We start from the raw sequence: 17,002 nt of genomic DNA on the forward strand, positions 1-17,002 counted from the left end.
TTGAGATAAAGATGCTGTTAGGACAAAAGATAAAAGAATTAAGAATGGAGAATGGAGTGCTACAAAGACAATTGGCCTCCATTCTTGAGATTGACACCCCGATGTTTTCAAAAATCGAAAGAGGTGATAGACGTGCAAAACGTACACAAGTTATTCAAATAGCTAACTATTTCAACATTGACGAAAAAGAGCTTCTCACTCTCTGGGTCGCAGATAAAGTCCTCGATGCAGTGGAGGATGAAGAAGAATTAAAGTCAGATGCAATCAAAGTAGCTCAATCAAGCATCGCATTGTAATAACAAAACACGGGAACTCTATGGTATCAATTCATAAAGTTCCCGTTGTTGTATTACTGATTATCAGGGTTATATGTTCTACATTTCGGTTCAAAGTGTGGGAGTCGTTAGTTTATCTGACAGAAGGTTCTGACAAAACCCAAGCACAAATAAACAATACCCCACACTTGTATAAGATATACGCCTAGAACGAGGTACACGAATACAAGTGATGAGTGTTACTGCTATCCTTGTGCTTTAGTGAACTGTCAGATTCTCTGTCAAGGACAAAAGCTAAACACTTTCATCGAAATATGTCCGCCGGGATCGCTCCCGACACCGACAAAGATAAAAAATGTTTTGCTGCGAACACTCTTTTTGGGGTATTGCGAGGGCAAAGGTCGGTGAAACTTTCCGAAAATCCGCTATTGACCTGGAACTATGTTCAGTGTACCTTGCCCCCGAACCACGCCCCACCTGCCGCCAAGTTTTCGTATCTTTGTCCGTATGAAACGGAAGACAGTCAAAAAACTCATATTCATCCCCCTCGCCAGTCTCGTGCTGCTCCTCGGCCTCGCCATCGGCGCAGCCGCCCTGCTCCTCACCCCGAAACGGCTGACACCCCTCGTCACCCGGCTCTGCGACCGCTACCTCGACGCCCAAGTGCGGTTCGACACCGTCAGCGTCGCCCTCTTCCGCGACTTTCCCTACGTCACACTGGAACTGCACGAGACCGAAATCGTCAGCCACGCCTTCGACCGGCTGCCCGACTCCGTGCGACGCACCCTGCCCGCCGAAGCCGACACCCTGGCCCGAATCGGCCGGTTCGCCGTCTCGCTCAACCCCTGGAAACTCGCCGCCGGACAGGCCGACATCCGGCGCATCGCCCTCCAGGCCGCCCACCTCCACGCCTATGTAGCGCCCGACAGCACCGCCAACTGGGAGATCTACCACGCCGACACCACCGCTCAGGAGGCCGACACCACCGACGGCGACGCTTTCGAGATCGACATCGAACGCATCTCCGTGCGCAAAGGGCTTCATCTGGTCTATGACAGCCGCCCCGACAGCATCGCCGGAACAGTATACCTGCGGAGCTTCTTCATCCGCGGACAGCTCTCGACCGACCTGTTCCGGAACGAAATCCGTCGGCTGCGACTGCGGGACTGCACCGCCGAGCTGACCCTCGGCAACGAAACCGCCGGACTGCGGATCGACAGCCTCACGGCAGACGGCGGACGGCGCGAAGGACTCCGCGTCGGGCTCGACGCCAAAACGATCCGATTCAGCGATTTCGACGGACTCGACTCGCTGCAACTGCGGACAGCCCTCCGTTTCGACGGCCCGGATCGCAGAGAATTGAACGTGAGCCGTTTCGACCTGCGACTCAACGACATGCTCGTCACGGCGGCCGGGCAGGCCATCTTCCGCGGCGACAGCATCGTAACAGAGCTCGGCGTAGAGAGCCAGCGGCTCTCCATCGCCGGGCTGCTGCGGCTGATCCCCACCTCCGTTCTGCCCCTCGCGCGCGACTACGAAACCGACCTCGCCGCCGCCCTCGACCTTCGGATCGACGGCACTTGGAATCCGGCCACCCGCACCTTGCCGAACGTCACTGCCGACTACCGCATGCCCGCCGGCTACCTTTTTTACGTCAAAGACCGCTACGGCAGCCGGATCGACACGCTGGCTCTGGACGCCACCCTCCGGTTCCGACCGCAACACCCCGACTCAACGGGCGTGGAACTGCGGGAGTTCAAGGTCTCGGGCATCGGCATGCGGTTAGACGCCCACGGCGACCTCGACCGCCTGACAGGCGACGCCGGTTTCGACGGCGCAGTGAAAGGCGACCTCTCGCTGGACTACCTGAGCCGCCACTTCCCGGCACAGGACGGATCGACCCTCGCCGGACGAATTGCCATGGACCTGCACGGCCGGGCCCGACTGAGCCAGTTGGACTTAGGCCGGATCGGCGCGGCACGAGTCGGAGGACACCTGACGATGGACGATTTGATCGTCGTCATGCCGAGCCGCCGATTTCGATTGGCCGTAGACGGCGGACGCTTCGGAATGGGCACCGGACTGGCCGCGAGCGACTCGCTGATCGCCGACGGCACCGAAGCGATCGGCGCGACCCTCAGCCTGGACACCGTAGACCTGGATATGGGGGACGATCTCTGCATCAAAGGACAAAAAATCAAGATACACGCTACCACCGCCACCAAAAATCTGGTGCGGGACACCACGACGGTACATCCGTCACAGGGGACACTCTCGGCTGCCGGACTGCGCATCGAACTGGGCGACTCGATGACCGTCATCGGCCGGCGGCTCGACTCGCATTGGAGCATCCTGCCGGCCCGGGACAACCCGAAAATTCCGCAGCTGGCATTTCAGGCAGACGCCCGGCGACTCTCGCTCCGCCAACCGACCGGACGTTTCTCCGTCACCCGCAGCAACGTCACCCTGTCGGCCACCCTCAACCGGCCCGACACCGCCCGACTCCAACGACGCACCCACCGGCTCGACTCGCTGCAACGACTCTATCCCGACGTGCCGCGCGACTCGCTGTTCGCCCACACCCGGAGACTGCGCGGCGGGAAAGTGCGGCCAACCGACGAATTTGCGGACAACGACATCGACCTGCGCGTCTCGTCGGAGCTGGGCGACGCCCTGAGACGATGGCAACTGAACGGAGCGATCCGGGCCCGATCAGGACGGATCGTCACCCCCTACTTCCCGCTGCCCACCACCCTGCGCGACATCGACCTCGCGTTCAATACAGACGAGATTCGCCTGAAACGCACCTTCGTCAAGGCCGGCGAATCGCAGGCCGTGCTGACCGGTAACATTTCAGGATTGAAGCGCGCCATGCTGGGTCGCGGTCGGATTCGAGGCGACCTGGAAGTAACGGCCGACACACTCAACCTGAACGAAATCATCCGTGTAGCGAACGCCGGTTCGGCCTTGGTAGCCCAGGGGGGCGTCGCCGAAACCGAAAGCGACGACCAGCTGGAAGAACGCATCCTTCAGTCGGCCGACACGACCGCAGCCACTGCGCTGCTGGTGATTCCGGGCAACATCGACATGCGCTTCGACCTGACGATCCACCGGGGGATGTACGCCAACCTGCGGTTAGACAGCCTCTCCGGCGAGGTGATCGCCCGCAACCGGGTGTTGCAGCTCTCCGACCTGACCATGCGCAGCAATGCGGGCAACCTGCGGATGACGGGCCTCTACTCGACCCGCACGCCGGAGGATATCCAGGCGGGCTTCGATCTGGAGATGGAGCAGATGCAGGTGGCCCGGCTCATCGAACTGATCCCGTCGATCGACACCCTGATGCCGATGCTCCGGTCGTTCTCGGGCGTCGTGGACTGCCAGCTGGCGGCCACGACACGAATCGACAGCGCGATGAACATCCTCCTTCCGACGGTGGATGCCGCGTGCCACATCTCGGGCGACAGCCTCGTGCTGCTGGACGGCGAGACCTTCACCGAGATCTCGAAGATGCTGATGTTCAAGAACAAGAAACGGAACCTGATCGACCACATCTCGGCCGAGTTTCTGGTGCGGGACTCGCAGATCGAGATTTTTCCGTTCGTCGTCGAAATCGACCGCTACCGGGCTGCCGTCAGCGGAGTGCACAAGATGGACATGACCTTCAACTACCACATTTCGGTGCTGAAATCGCCGATTCCGTTCCGGATCGGCGTGGACATCTTCGGCAACCTCGACGACTTCGACTTCAAGATCACGCGGGCGCGATACAAAGATTCGAACCTGCCGACACGGGTAGCGATCATCGAAACGACACGAGTAAACCTGCGTAACTACATCCGCGACGTCTTCGTCCGCGGCGCCCGGAGCGCGAGCGACAGTTCGCTGCGCATCACGCCGGAAATGGCCGCTCCGACAGAGATATTGCCGCCGGCCGACTCGCTGAATGCGGCGGACTCGGCGGCCCTCAAAACATTCGAGCAAAAAGATTGATTTTTTCGCTTTGATTTTCAGGTACTTGCCGAAAATTTCAGCAAAAATCACAAAAAAAGCCCCCTTGTTTTTGGAGAATCGGAAAAAAGCCGTACATTTGTATCGCAATCAACGCAGGGGGAGCTTAGCTCAGTTGGTTCAGAGCGTCTGCCTTACAAGCAGAGGGTCGGGGGTTCGAATCCCTCAGCTCCCACCAAACAGTCGATTCGGTTGAAAAACACGCTTCTAAAGAAGCGTGTTTTTTTATTTGCTTCGCCGCTGACAGCTCTGCTGGCGTGCGGGAAAAGCAAATAAAAAACAAGACCGGTACGGATTGATTCTCAACCGATCGGATGTTTGGTCGTTATTCACAGAGCCGCTCGGGAAAAACGAGCGGAACGAAGTTAATCCCTCAGCTCCCACAAACATCTGACAGTTGAAAACACGCCTCTTTCGAGGCGTGTTTTTTTATTCGATCCTCCAAAACAGCTTTCAGACGGCAACACACCGGAAGCGCGAAAATCCGAAACGGGAACAATTACCTAAACAAGCTGATTCCCAATGAACATACCGCACTTTATTTTCGGCCAATACGCCATCTAAATTCTACAACAGACCACGAAAAAACAAACGCGGGGAACGATTCCGGGCAAAGAATCGATCCCCGCGCTTTCAACAAAACATCAAAACCCAGTGCTAATTACTTGCGTTTATAGTACTCGGCATACGTCGCACCATACTCGCTGTATTCCAAGACGAGTTCCTTGTCCGTCAGCGACTTGACTTTCACCTGCCGCGTATCGCCGTACGAAGTGGTAATCGTAATCGTGCCGGAGGAGGCCATCTTGTAGGTAAACGAGGTCGTATTTCTATATTCTTCCTCGATGGTCTCCATCGTCCCGGTACCATTGGCATTGATTTTCAGAATGCTCTGATACCCGACCGCAACGCCCCATTCGGTATCCCACTCACCGTCGTCGTACGTTTTGTAAATCTCCCAGGTGCCGACGAGGTTTTCGACCGTCACCTCCTTCTGTTTGTCTTTGTCTTTCTTACACCCCACAAAAGCTACGAGCGACAAAGCGAGCATCGCATAAACGAGTTTTTTCATAAAACTTTGATTTTTCGGCGCACCCCGACTCCCGGATGCCATTTTTGCAAAAAGAAGAAAGTGTGGAGTCGTTAGTTTATCCGATAGGAGGCTCTGGTAAGCCCAAACGCAAATAAACAATACCCCACACCTGTATAGAGTACAACCTCAGAATGAGATGCACTTAATACAAGTGACGAGTGTTATTGCTATCCTTGCGTTTTTGAAATTTACCAGATTTCCTGCCAAGGATAAAAGCTAAACACTTTCATCGAAATATGTCCGCCGGAACCCGGAGTCCCGACACGGACAAAGATAGAAAATGTTTTGCTGCAAACAACACTCTGCGGGGTATTGCGAGGACAAATTTCGGTCAAAAAGCGATGAAAATCAAGACAGAAATTCAAAAGAGTTTATCGTAGCCTGGGCCGCTACATGCCTTGAAAAGCGAGAAAACTGTCGCTGTCTGAAAAAGACACCGTACCTATCGGACAAAAAAACGTCGCTCTCTAAACAAGAAAGCGACGCGAAAATAGAGTGCTGTGGGCCCAGAGGGGCATGATCCCACGACCTTCGGATTATGAGTCCGCTGCTCTAACCAACTGAGCTATGGGCCCTTTCCCGGCCACTCCGAAGAGCGGCATCAGAAAATATCTGTGCAAAAGTATATCATTACCGGCCAATCTCCAAATCCGGAGCCGCAGTCGGCGCCGGTTCTTCCTCCGACGAGAGGCTGCCGGCAGCCTCTCCCCGACCGCGCAGGTAGTCCGTCAGAATCTTCGCCCGCCCCGCGCCGATCAACTCCGCCAGCTCCTCCTGCGGCGTGCGTCCCATCCGTGCCAGCGTCCGGTATTTCTTGAGCAACCGGTCGATAGAGGTTTTGCCCAGCCCCGGCACGTTCTCCAGCTCCGATTTCAGGAAGTTGATCGACCGTTTCTGGCGGTGGAACGTAATCCCGAAGCGGTGCGCCTCGTCGCGGATGTGCATCAGGATGCGCAGCGACTCGCCGGTCTTGTCCAAATAGTGCGGCAGCGGATCGCCCGGGTAGTAGACCTCCTCCATCCGCTTGGCCAGCCCCACGACCGAGACCCGCCCTCGCAGCCCCAGCTTCTCCAAAGCCGCAAAAGCGAACGAGAGCTGCCCTTTCCCCCCGTCGATCACGATCAGGTCGGGCAGCGGTTGCCCCTCGGCCTGCAACCGCCCGTACCGCCGCGTGAGCACCTCCTCCATCGAGGCGAAGTCGTTGGCTCCGACCACCGTTTTGATGTTGAAATGGCGATACTCCTTCCGACTGGGCCTCCCGTCGCGGAAGACGACGCACGAGGCCACCGGATTGGTTCCCTGAATGTTCGAGTTGTCGAAACACTCGATATATCGCGGTTCGACCGGCAGCCGGAGGTCTTTCTGCATCCGGGCCATGATCCGATCGGTGTGCCGGTCGGGATCGGTCTTTTCGATCTGCTTGAACTTTTCGAGCCGGGCGATTTTACAATTCTTCTCGGCCAAACGCAGCAATTCGAGTTTATCCCCCCGCTGCGGAACCGTGAAATTCACCGTCGGAAAGAGCTCGGCGTCAGGCATCATCGGCACGATAACCTCCCGCGGCAAAGGTATCCCCTCCTCCCGCTCCTCGCCAAAAATCTGGCCCAGAGCGAAGGTCAGCAGCTCGTCCGGCGACTCGTCCAACCGCCCCCGCATCTCGAAAGTGAAGGAGTGCACGACCGCTCCCCGCACGATGCGCATGTGGTTGCAAAAGGCCGTCCCCTCGTCGTGCAGCACGTAAACCACCTCCAGGTTGGTCAGGGTGGCGCTGACGATCACCGATCGGCTCGAATAGTCGGCCAACAAGGCGAGCCTGTCCTTCGCCCGCGCCGCCTGTTCGAAATGCAGCCCCTCGGCGAGCCGCTTCATCTCGGCGGTGAAATAGGCTTCGGCTGGCCGCAGGTCGCCCCGCAGGATATTCTTGGCCGCCGCGATATTCGCCATATACTCCTCCTCGCTCTGTAACCCCACGCAAGGGCCCTTGCAGTTCCCGATGTGGTACTCCAGACAAACCGAATAGGTACCCCGGGCAATCGCCTGGGGCGCGAGGTTGAGTTTGCAGGTGCGCAGCGGATAGAGCCCCCGGATGAGCTCCAGCACGGCGCGCTGCATGCTCACCGAGGAGTAAGGCCCGAAATAGAGGGAGCCGTCTTTGATGAATTTACGGGTGGAGAATATCCGTGGAAAGGGTTCGTTTTTGATGACGATCCACGGATAGCTTTTGCTGTCTTTCAGCAGGATGTTGTAGCGGGGCTGGAGCTCTTTGATGAGGTTGTTTTCGAGCAGCAGGGCGTCGGCCTCGCTCCCGACGACGATGTGGCGCAGGTCGGCGATCTGACGCACCATGACCTGCACTTTCCGGGTGTGGTCGGCCCGCGAGACGAAGTAGGAACTCACGCGTCGTTTGAGGTTCTTGGCCTTTCCGACGTAGATGATGGTTCCCTCGGCGTTGAGAAACTGGTATACGCCCGGCCCCTCCGGCAATAGAGCGACCTTTTCCCGGACGTGTTGTTCGGTGGTCTGTTCGTGTGTCATCTCTCCTCCCCGGTAAACGGAATCTTCCGCAGATTTATTGAACGCCGCAAGACCACCCCCTCAGAGGATCAAGGCCGATCAGTGTTCGGCCTTGATTTCGATCAACACGTCGTCTTTCCCGACCGTCTTTCCCGGTACGACGGTCACTTTGGTGACCGTCCCTTTCATGTGGGTCGAGATGGTGTTCTGCATCTTCATCGCCTCCAGCACGAGCAGCGCCTCGCCGCTCCCCACCGCCTGCCCTTCGGTGACGAAAACGTCGAGTATCTTGCCCGGCATCGGTGCCTTGATGACCTCTTTCTTGGACAAGCCGGCCTTGGCGGCCAGCATGCGTTTCCGGCTGAGCGAGAAGGGGGTCTCGACGGAGAACGAGTAGCTGACGCCGTTCAGGATGATATTATAGGTATTGGCGCTCTGCCGCGTCACTTCGTACGGATAGCGCAATCCATTACAAGAGAGCACGTTCACTCCGTCCGCTTCCCGCACGAGGTCGATCCGGATCGGTTTCTTTTGATAGCGGTATTCGTAGTTGTCTTTGACCGAAAATTCGTACTCGGCGTTGGTGTTCGTGTCGAGGGCGATCAGTTTGGTCGTATTGGTCGTTTTCTTCGGTGTCATAGTTGGAATAGCCTAAGAGAAATGGACGGAGAATTACAAGTTCCGGATCCGTCGGTTGAGCACCCACGGGTCGATTCCGGTCTCCGGCCCGACATCGGGCACGGTTTCGTGGGTGTACTGGTACAGAGCCAGCATCGCAGCCATCAGCTCTTCGTCCGGTTCGCGGTAGACGAGCGATTCGAGTTTCGTTTCGATGAACGAGGTGTCGAAATCTCCGCTCCGGAAGGCTTCGTTGTGGAGCACGGCCTTGCAGAACGGAATGGAGGTCTTCACGCCCTTGATATGGAACCGTTCCAAAGCGGACAAGGCCCGTTCGATAGCCTGCTTGCGATCCTTTCCGTGCACGATGAGTTTGGCGATCATGGAGTCGAACCACGGAGTAATCTCCGACCCCGGCACAATCCCGGTGTCGATCCGGATGTTGTCCCCCTGGGGCAAGCGCAGCTGTTTGATTGTCCCCATGGAAGGGGTGAAATCGGCCTGCACGTCTTCGGCATTGATCCGGCACTCGATGGCCCACCCGTCGAGCTTCACGTCGCTCTGCTTGATGGGCAGCTTCTCGCCGGATGCGATCCGCAACTGCAATTCCACCAAGTCCAGCCCCGTAATCGCCTCGGTAATGGGGTGTTCGACCTGGATCCGGGTGTTCATCTCCATGAAGTAGAAGTTTTTGTTCTTGTCGAGCAAAAACTCTACGGTTCCCAAGCTCTCATACCCCGCCCCTTTGGCGAGCTTCACCGCCACGCGGGCCATCTTGCTCCGCAATGCGGCATCGATCCCCGACGACGGGGCCTCTTCGAGGAGTTTCTGGTGCTTGCGCTGCACGGAGCACTCCCGTTCGCCGAGGTGCACGACGTTCCCGTGGGCATCCGCTACGACCTGAAACTCAATGTGTTTCGGGTTTTCGAGGTATTTCTCGATAAAGACGGACGGATCGCCGAACGCGCTCTGCGCCTCGGACGAAGCGGCGTGGAACATGCGTTCCATCTCGCTCTGTTTGTGAACGATCCGCATCCCGCGCCCGCCGCCGCCCGATGCGGCTTTGATAATCACCGGATAGCCGATCTTCTTGGCGATCTTCACCCCCTCCTTGACATCCTTGACGCTCCCTTCGCTCCCCTGAAGCATCGGCACGCCGTTTTTCGCGGCAATCTCCTTGGCGATGATCTTGTCGCCCATGTCCTTGATGAGCTTGGCGGGCGGCCCGACGAACTTCACGCCGGCATCGATACATTTCTCTGCGAACTCTGCATTTTCCGACAGGTACCCGTACCCGGGATGCAAAGCCTGAACTTTATTGTCCACGGCGAGTTTCACGAGGTTGTCTATATCGAGAAACTCGGGGGTGGTGCCGTCGGTCTCGGGAAAGTCGAGCACCTGGTCGGCAAAGTCCAAATAAACGGCGTTGGGCTCTTTGACGGTGCGAATCACGTAGGTCTTGATCCCCATCCGTTTGGCTGTCCGGCAAATCCGAATGGCGATCTCGCCTCGATTGGCTATCAGTAACGATTTTATCATAAAACTCTTCTTTATCGTTCGTTTCTGTACTTATCCGGGAGGGTACTGTTCTCTTTGTGAACAAAGAGAACCAGAAAAACTTTAGACGGATGCTGACGCATCCTCCCGCTGCCGGCGCCCCTGTTCTCGTACTCTTCTTTGGGCCGGGAGCAAACGGCGCGCATAGGGTTTAACTCTTATTTAAGCGCGCCGTTGCCCCGACCCAAAAGTAATCGCAGAGATTGAGGATTGCGGAGCCTGAGGAGTAGCGTAGCTATCACGAAAGTTCTTTGCGCCGCTTTCTTTCAACCGACGCTGCCAGCGAGCGTAATGCAAACGCAGTTTGCAAATTACCGAGCGGCGAGGAGGAACCGAGTAGCGTACCGAGAGCAGAGACCGTTTACGGGCTATGCCGAGGTAGCACGAGGAAGCCGAAAGCAACGCGAAGCCAACAAGCGGCAGTTCCAGGCGGGTAGACACAGTAAACGAACGGTTATTAAAGCGGTGTATTGCCATGTTTCCGTCTCGGCAGGCTGACCGATTTTTTCTCCAGCGTTTTCAGCGCATTGATAATCTTGGAACGCGTCGCCCGCGGGTCGATCACCTCGTCGATAAAACCCTTTTCATCCGCCACATACGGATTGGCTATTTCGTCGCGATACTTCGCCGACAGCTCCTTCTTGAGCGCCACCGGGTCTTCGGCCTCCGCCAGCTCCTTTCGGTAGAGGATCGCCGTAGCGCCCTCCGGCCCCATCACGGCAATTTCGGCCGTCGGCCACGCATAGCAGAAGTCGCCGCCGACCCCCTTGCTGTTCATCACGATATAAGCCCCGCCGTAAGCCTTCCGCAGGATGACCGTAATCCGCGGTACCGTCGCCCGCGTGTAGGAGTAGAGCAACTTCGCCCCATGTCGGATAATCCCCGCATGCTCCTGATCCGTCCCCGGCAGGAACCCCGGCACGTCTTCGAACGTAATGATCGGAATATTGAAGCTGTCGCAGAAGTTGATGAACCGCGCCCCTTTCACCGAAGCGTCGATATCGAGCGTCCCGGCCATCACCTGCGGCTGGTTGGCCACCAGCCCGACGACATAGCCGCCGATCCGCGCCAACCCCGTCACGATATTCCGCGCATGTCCCGCCCCCACTTCGAAGAAACGACCGTGGTCGGTAATCATCCGAATCACCTCCAACACGTCGTACGGTTTATCCGGGTCGTCCGGCACGATATCCAGCAAAGCCTCTTCAGCCCGATCCGCCGGATCGTCGGTGCCGATAAACGGCGGATTCTCGATGTTATTGGCCGGCAGGAACGAGAGCAGCATCTTGATCCCTTTGATAGTATTCTCGTCGTCGCTGAAGACGAAATCGGCGACCCCGGTCTTGGTCGAATGCACGGAAGCGCCCCCCAACTCCTCTGCGGTCACCTCTTCGTTCAACACCTGCCGCACCACGTCCGGCCCGGTGACGAACATATAACTGGTCGACTCGGTCATGAAAATGAAGTCGGTCAAAGCAGGCGAATAAACAGCGCCCCCCGCAGCCGGCCCCATAATAGCCGAAATCTGCGGTATCACGCCCGAGGCCAGCACGTTCTGCCGGAAAATATTGGCATAGCCGTTCAAGCTGGTGATCCCTTCCTGGATCCGCGCTCCGCCGGAGTCGATCAAGGCGATGAGCGGCGATCCGGTCTTGAGGGCCATGCTCTGCACTTTAACGATCTTGGCGGCGTGCACCGATCCGAGCGATCCGCCCAACACATTGAAATCCTGCGAGAAAGCATACACCGATTTGCCGCCGACTGTACCGTACCCGGCAATCACGCCGTCTCCCAAAGCGGTCGTAGACTTACCGAAACCTCCGCCGGCGGCAGGGGTGGCATATGCGTCCACTTCTTCGAAGGTGCCTTCGTCGAACAGCAACTCGATCCGCTCACGGGCGGTCAGTTTCCCGCGGTTGTGCTGCTTTTCGTAATATTTGGTGTCGTATTGTTTCTCAAGGGCGGCCTGACGGGCCAAAAATTTTTCGTATGCTTTTCCCATAATCTGTCTCGTTTTAACCTTTGATTATTCCGTATCTACCCGCATGGAACCGTACCTTTCTTGAAAGAAAGGTACCCAAAGAACTTTCATGATAGCTACGCTACGCCTTACGCTCCGCAGTCCTCAGTCTTCGTGAGTCTGTCGGGCTGGGTTTTCTCGGCGAGCGCGCTTAGGGTATTATGCCCATTATTAGCGCGCTACGCCGGAAAACCACAGCCCAACGAACCAACCGAGATTTGGGCCGCCGGCAGCGGGAGGATGCGTTAGCATCCGTCGAAAGTCTTTTTGGTTCTTTTTCTTCAGAAAAAGAACAGTTCTATACAGGGCAAAGACCGAATAATCCATTGCCTTCACACGCGACAAAATTAACCAAATTTTTCCGGAATGGTTCATATAAAAACATCAACCCAGTTCGCCCCCCAGCGAACCCCACGTCAAAGAGAGAGAAGAAACCGAACCGTATCGATCCCATCCGCATAGTCCGTCCACCCCGGATGCTGCGTTTCACCCAAACGCACCCTGCGCGGAAACGCCTCCGGAACCGCTCCCGCCGCACACTGCAACGCGCTTTCATGCCGTTCCAGCCAATCCGCTACCTCCGCCTCCGAACGATACTCCGACCAAAAGACCTCCCCCACCTTCGGCACCGTCGGCCCGACCTCTATTCCCACCTGCCGAAACAGGAACGAGCCGCCGTCGACCACCCGTTCGCCCCGCATCGCCGCCATCGCACGCGCATAGCGATAGCAAGCCTCGTATTTCGGATGCACTTCCCGGTCGCAAGCAGCCAAACGGGCCACCAATCGCGTCCTGTCATACCCCTGCGGCACGAACAGACGCACCACGCTCCGACACCCCAGCCCCCAATAAAGAAACAAATCTTCGCTCAACCCCTCCACCTCCCGATCGCTTTCCGCGCCGTTCAGCACCGCCACACTCTGCCGTGCACCGCGCAGCAGCACCGGCAGCCCGGCGAATTGTCGGGCAAATCGATCGCGCGTCGCATCGCTCCCGGTGGCGATCACCCCGTCCCATCCGGTCGCCCCGGCCGGCAGAGCGTCGAGGAGTTCGACCTCACAGCCGTTCTGTCGCAACGCGCGGACGACATATCCCATCAACGCCCGATCTTTGGACGAAGGTTTGACCCACACCCGACACCCCACCGCTACGGCAGCGGCCAGATCGGCAAACCCGACCAGCGGTAGATTTCCGGCCATCACGATCCCCACCGACTTCCCCGTCGGTTCGGCCAAAGAATACCGATCGAGCCAAGCCCGAAGCTGTTCGGGACGCAACAAATCGTTCCTCAAAGCCCTCACAGCCGCCTCGATCTGGCGCGGAGTGAACCACTCGTTTTCCCGTCCGGCCTCATCGACCGCCCGCCTCCACTCCTCGCCTTCGAATCGGGAGGCCAGCTCAATCAAGGGGGCGATATGCTTATTTTCCATCTTTTTCTTTTCCAACATCACGAAAAACAACGAGCCTCCGGAACGCATTTGTTCCGGAGGCTCCATGCGAATTACGCTTTCTCTGCGTCACCCAGTTCCGTCACCTGCACGACGTCGATACCGGCACGCCGCAACAACTCCACTCCATCGGCGGAGTGATAGTCGTCACAAAACACCACCCGCCGAATCCCCGCCTGGATAATCAGTTTAGCACACTCGATGCACGGCGAAGCGGTCACATATAAGGTCGATCCCTCCGAACTGTTGTTCGACTTGGCGACTTTGGTAATGGCATTGGCCTCGGCATGCAGGACGTAAGGTTTGGTCAGCCCCGTGGCGTCGTCTTCGCACACGTTTTCGAACCCTTGCGGGGTGCCGTTATAGCCGTCGGAGATGATCATCTTGTCGCGCACGATCAATGCCCCGACCTGTCGCCGAACACAATAGGAGTTCTCGGCCCATATCCGGGCCATGCGGATATACCGGCTGTCGAGCAGCCGCTGTTTCTGTTCCTTATATCCCATAGATAAAGAACGTGCTGTGCGTTTTTCGTAATCTTTTATTCGAGTCTGAGGTCGATTCGGGTCAGAATAGCCGGACGGGCTGTTCAATCCGACAGCAAACAGACTGTTCCGCCCCGGGCTAACGCGGTAGCGGCGAGGGTGCGTTGCGCAACGTAGGCAGCAGCGGATACAGCAGGTCGTCTACGGTCAATGGTATCAACGGGGTATACTTGCATTTCTACGAAGCGAGTCTCGATCCCAGCCATACGGCGAACCGGGCACGCGGTTTTCAGTTACGTTGCCTCTCGGAATAAACGCACCCACAGGGTGTTTTAATGGCAGCCTCTACCCGAAAGTATGCGGCCGGAGCCCAAGAGGACAGCAACTCTCGACGCGCAAGCGGCGGGTTGCGGACCTCCCGAGGGAGAGGCGGCCGGCCCGAGCGACCCAAAGGGTCGCAAGAGCTCGACCTAATTTGGTAACATTCGTCCTCGGCGCGCCCCCCTCGCGCCGCTATTGCGTCGCTCTCGCCGAGGACGGCGATTCTCTGAATCGCGCTATTCGCTTTTGGTTTAAGCGGGTCGCCGCCAGCGGTGAGTGCAACGAGCCCCGTCGAGTTGCAGTCCGCCGCTTGGGGTGGCGGCGAACTGCGCGGCTCTACGAGCCGCAAGAGCACAGCCAACAGTTCCGCCCAATCTACAACCCTAACCTCTCGTGTTCGGCCTGTCGCCCATCCCCCCCCGAGGCGCTCCGCGCCTGGGCGACAAGGCCGGCGACCTTTTAGGTCGCAAGAGCAACACCTCATTCACAGCCCCAATCCGTTGAGTTCGTCCTCGGGCGCGCCTCCCCCGGCGTCCGCCTTCGGCGTTCGCTGCGCTCCGAGGACGGCGATTCCTCTGAAATCGCGCTACCCGCTCTCAGTTCAAGCGATTGAAGCCTGCGGGGCCCAAAAGCAACGTGAGTTGCGGGCCTCCGCGGTCGGAGGCTTCGGCCCGCGCGACCCAAAGGGTCGCAAGAACTCCGCCACCAGCACCGCCCTATTTTGGTTTCGGGCTGCGCGCTCCGGGGGTGGGCCGAAGGCCCAGCGCACAGGCCCGGAGGTTCTACAAACCGCAAAAGCAACATTTTCTTTATTACCCCAATCCGTTGGGTTCGTCCTCGGCGCGCCCCCCACGCGCCGCTAAAGCGTCGCCCTCGCCGAGGACGGCGATTCCTCTCGGAATCGCGCTACTCGCTCTCAGCCTAAAGCGCGGCAAAAAGCACAGCCCAACTCTCCGCCCCGTGTCCGCCTCACTGCGGCTCCGCTTTCGCTCCGCCGCGTTTTCTCTGATTCAAAAGCGAACATCGCTTTTGAATGATTTTCCTGTTAAGGCGTTGGCGCGCGGTCGAGCTTTGTCCCGCCTGAAACTGCCCTGCGCGGGCGGCGGTCGGTTAGTAAAGCAAAGACAACCCTAACAAAACGCCCGATGGGCGCACCGGAGGGACGGAGCGATACTACGTATCGCTAAGGCAGCCTGGGCCCAATTCCTTGCCCCGTTTTTTGTTCGCGCGCCTGCGCGATTCAGTTATTTCGGCTCACCGCCGAAATAGTTGAATCGCTTCTTTAGGCCGGGCGCGCGTTTTAGTTTGAGGGTACTGCGCTCAGGCCGCGCGGGCCCCACGTCCCGTGGACGGAAAATGCTTACGCATTTCAACTACCAGCCTCTACCCCAAAACTCACGACAATCTCGACCGAGCCCAACCGACCTACTTATCCTTGTAACGCTCGATCTGGCGTTTGATCGCGTCCACGCAAAGGTCGATCGACTCCTCGAACGACTTGCTGCGCCGCTCGGCCACCAATTCATGACCCGGGATCGCCAACTTCACCATCGCCACTTTATTTCCCGCCGCGTCGTCCTTGTCCAGTTTGAGCGTCACTTCGGCGCCCGTACTGTTATCGATCTTGCGATCCAGTTTACCTACCTTATGTTGCACGAAATCGATCAGTTTCTGATCGGCATCGAATTTCACGGATTGAATCTGAATGTTCATACTTTATCCTCCTTCGTTTTCTGAATATTTGACATCGCCCTCGGATGGGCCTGACTATAGGTCTTCTTCAAAGATTCGATGGTGTTATGGGTATAAATCTGCGTCGCCGCCAGCGAAGCATGTCCCAAGAGCTGCTGCACCACCCGCACCGAAGCGCCGTGTTGCATCAGATGCGTGGCGAAAGTGTGCCTCAACACGTGCGGCGACCGCTTCCCCTGCACCCCCGCCGCCGCGAGGTAGCTCCTCACGATGCCATACACCCCCTGCGCCGAAAGGCCCCGTCCTTTGTTGGTTAAAAATAGACAATTTTCCGCCGACTCGCAAATTTTTTCTTTCGCCCGGAGCAACAAATAGTGTTCCAAACGTGTCGCCACCTCCGGCAAAATCGGAACGATCCGCTCCTTGGCCCCCTTTCCCATCACCCGCACCGTCCCGGCCCGCAGGTCGATACTCCCCAACGTCAGCGAAGCCAGCTCGGAACGCCGCAAACCGCAACCGTAAAGCAACAGAATCACTGCCGCGTCGCGCTCGATCGGAAACTCTTCCGAGGGTTCCTCCAGCACCCGCACCAATTGCGTCATCCGGCTCTGTTCCACAAAGACCGGCAGCCGCCGCCCCCCGCGCAACGCCTTGATCTCGCGCACCGGGTTGGAAGCCACAATCCCCTCCCGCATCAGATAGCGGAAGAAAGAGCGCAAGGTCGATATTTTCCGATTGACGCTTCCGACGGCCGTTCCCGCCTCGACCTCGCGCATCACCCACCCCCGCACATCGGCCAAAGTCACCGCGGCCGGATCGAATCCGGCCGCAGAGGAAGAATCGGCCGCCGCTTTCAGATAGGCCTCGAAACCGCGCAGGTCGCGGGTGTAGATATCGACCGTCGCCGGCGAACAACGCCGTTCGGCGGCCATGTAACGTCCGAAGCGTTCGATAGCGTCCGACATCGC

General features: G+C 57.8%; 12 protein-coding genes and 2 tRNA genes. 4 read left to right on the plus strand and 10 right to left on the minus strand.

Going from position 1 to position 17,002, the window contains the following annotated elements; translation table 11 throughout:
* The first annotated feature begins 11 nt into the window (after positions 1-11).
* The 3 genes from Q9S52_RS02720 to Q9S52_RS02730 all read left to right on the plus strand — a co-directional run bounded on the left by Q9S52_RS02720 (position 12) and on the right by Q9S52_RS02730 (position 4,464).
* Positions 12-296, plus strand: coding sequence for a helix-turn-helix domain-containing protein (locus Q9S52_RS02720; RefSeq protein ID WP_304708085.1), 285 nt, complete (start codon positions 12-14; stop codon positions 294-296).
* Positions 297-782: 486 nt separating this feature from the next.
* Complete coding sequence (locus Q9S52_RS02725; protein WP_304708086.1) at positions 783-4,268, plus strand: AsmA-like C-terminal region-containing protein; 3,486 nt, start codon at positions 783-785, stop codon at positions 4,266-4,268.
* Positions 4,269-4,386: 118 nt separating this feature from the next.
* Positions 4,387-4,464 (plus strand) — tRNA-Val (locus tag Q9S52_RS02730).
* A gap of 483 nt (positions 4,465-4,947) precedes the next feature.
* Here the strand turns inward: Q9S52_RS02730 and Q9S52_RS02735 are convergent.
* From Q9S52_RS02735 to Q9S52_RS02770, 8 genes are all read right to left on the minus strand, one after another.
* Positions 4,948-5,358, minus strand: a complete 411-nt coding sequence (locus Q9S52_RS02735; protein ID WP_304708087.1) for a lipocalin family protein — start codon at positions 5,356-5,358, stop codon at positions 4,948-4,950.
* Positions 5,359-5,880: 522 nt separating this feature from the next.
* Positions 5,881-5,954 (minus strand) — tRNA-Ile (locus Q9S52_RS02740).
* Positions 5,955-6,009: 55 nt separating this feature from the next.
* Positions 6,010-7,914 carry an excinuclease ABC subunit UvrC gene (gene uvrC / locus Q9S52_RS02745; protein ID WP_304708088.1) on the minus strand — a complete coding sequence of 635 codons (1,905 nt, stop codon included), beginning with the start codon at positions 7,912-7,914 and terminating at the stop codon, positions 6,010-6,012.
* 78 nt (positions 7,915-7,992) lie between these two features.
* The gene (locus Q9S52_RS02750) at positions 7,993-8,532 is read right to left on the minus strand and encodes a biotin/lipoyl-containing protein (RefSeq protein WP_294592477.1); all 540 of its coding nucleotides are present in this window, start codon (positions 8,530-8,532) and stop codon (positions 7,993-7,995) included.
* A gap of 33 nt (positions 8,533-8,565) precedes the next feature.
* Complete coding sequence (locus tag Q9S52_RS02755; RefSeq protein ID WP_304708089.1) at positions 8,566-10,050, minus strand: acetyl/propionyl/methylcrotonyl-CoA carboxylase subunit alpha; 1,485 nt, start codon at positions 10,048-10,050, stop codon at positions 8,566-8,568.
* A gap of 475 nt (positions 10,051-10,525) precedes the next feature.
* On the minus strand, positions 10,526-12,070 hold the full coding sequence (locus Q9S52_RS02760) for an acyl-CoA carboxylase subunit beta (RefSeq protein WP_304708090.1): 1,545 nt from the start codon (positions 12,068-12,070) through the stop codon (positions 10,526-10,528).
* A 434-nt stretch (positions 12,071-12,504) separates the two neighbouring features.
* On the minus strand, positions 12,505-13,518 hold the full coding sequence (locus Q9S52_RS02765) for an aldehyde dehydrogenase family protein (RefSeq protein ID WP_304708091.1): 1,014 nt from the start codon (positions 13,516-13,518) through the stop codon (positions 12,505-12,507).
* Between the two features lie 71 nt (positions 13,519-13,589).
* The gene (locus tag Q9S52_RS02770; RefSeq protein ID WP_294592469.1) at positions 13,590-14,042 is read right to left on the minus strand and encodes a dCMP deaminase family protein; all 453 of its coding nucleotides are present in this window, start codon (positions 14,040-14,042) and stop codon (positions 13,590-13,592) included.
* A 143-nt stretch (positions 14,043-14,185) separates the two neighbouring features.
* Between Q9S52_RS02770 and Q9S52_RS02775 the strand changes: the two genes are divergently transcribed.
* Complete coding sequence (locus Q9S52_RS02775; protein ID WP_300726561.1) at positions 14,186-14,335, plus strand: hypothetical protein; 150 nt, start codon at positions 14,186-14,188, stop codon at positions 14,333-14,335.
* A 1,432-nt stretch (positions 14,336-15,767) separates the two neighbouring features.
* Here the strand turns inward: Q9S52_RS02775 and Q9S52_RS02780 are convergent.
* On the minus strand, positions 15,768-16,055 hold the full coding sequence (locus tag Q9S52_RS02780) for an HPF/RaiA family ribosome-associated protein (protein ID WP_294592002.1): 288 nt from the start codon (positions 16,053-16,055) through the stop codon (positions 15,768-15,770).
* A complete protein-coding gene (locus Q9S52_RS02785; protein WP_304708092.1) occupies positions 16,052-16,999 on the minus strand; it encodes a tyrosine-type recombinase/integrase in 948 nt (315 codons plus the stop codon). Before Q9S52_RS02785 ends, Q9S52_RS02780 begins: the two co-directional genes overlap by 4 nt.
* Positions 17,000-17,002 lie beyond the last annotated feature (3 nt).

The organism is uncultured Rikenella sp. (genome assembly GCF_948810725.1).
Classification (GTDB): domain Bacteria; phylum Bacteroidota; class Bacteroidia; order Bacteroidales; family Rikenellaceae; genus Rikenella.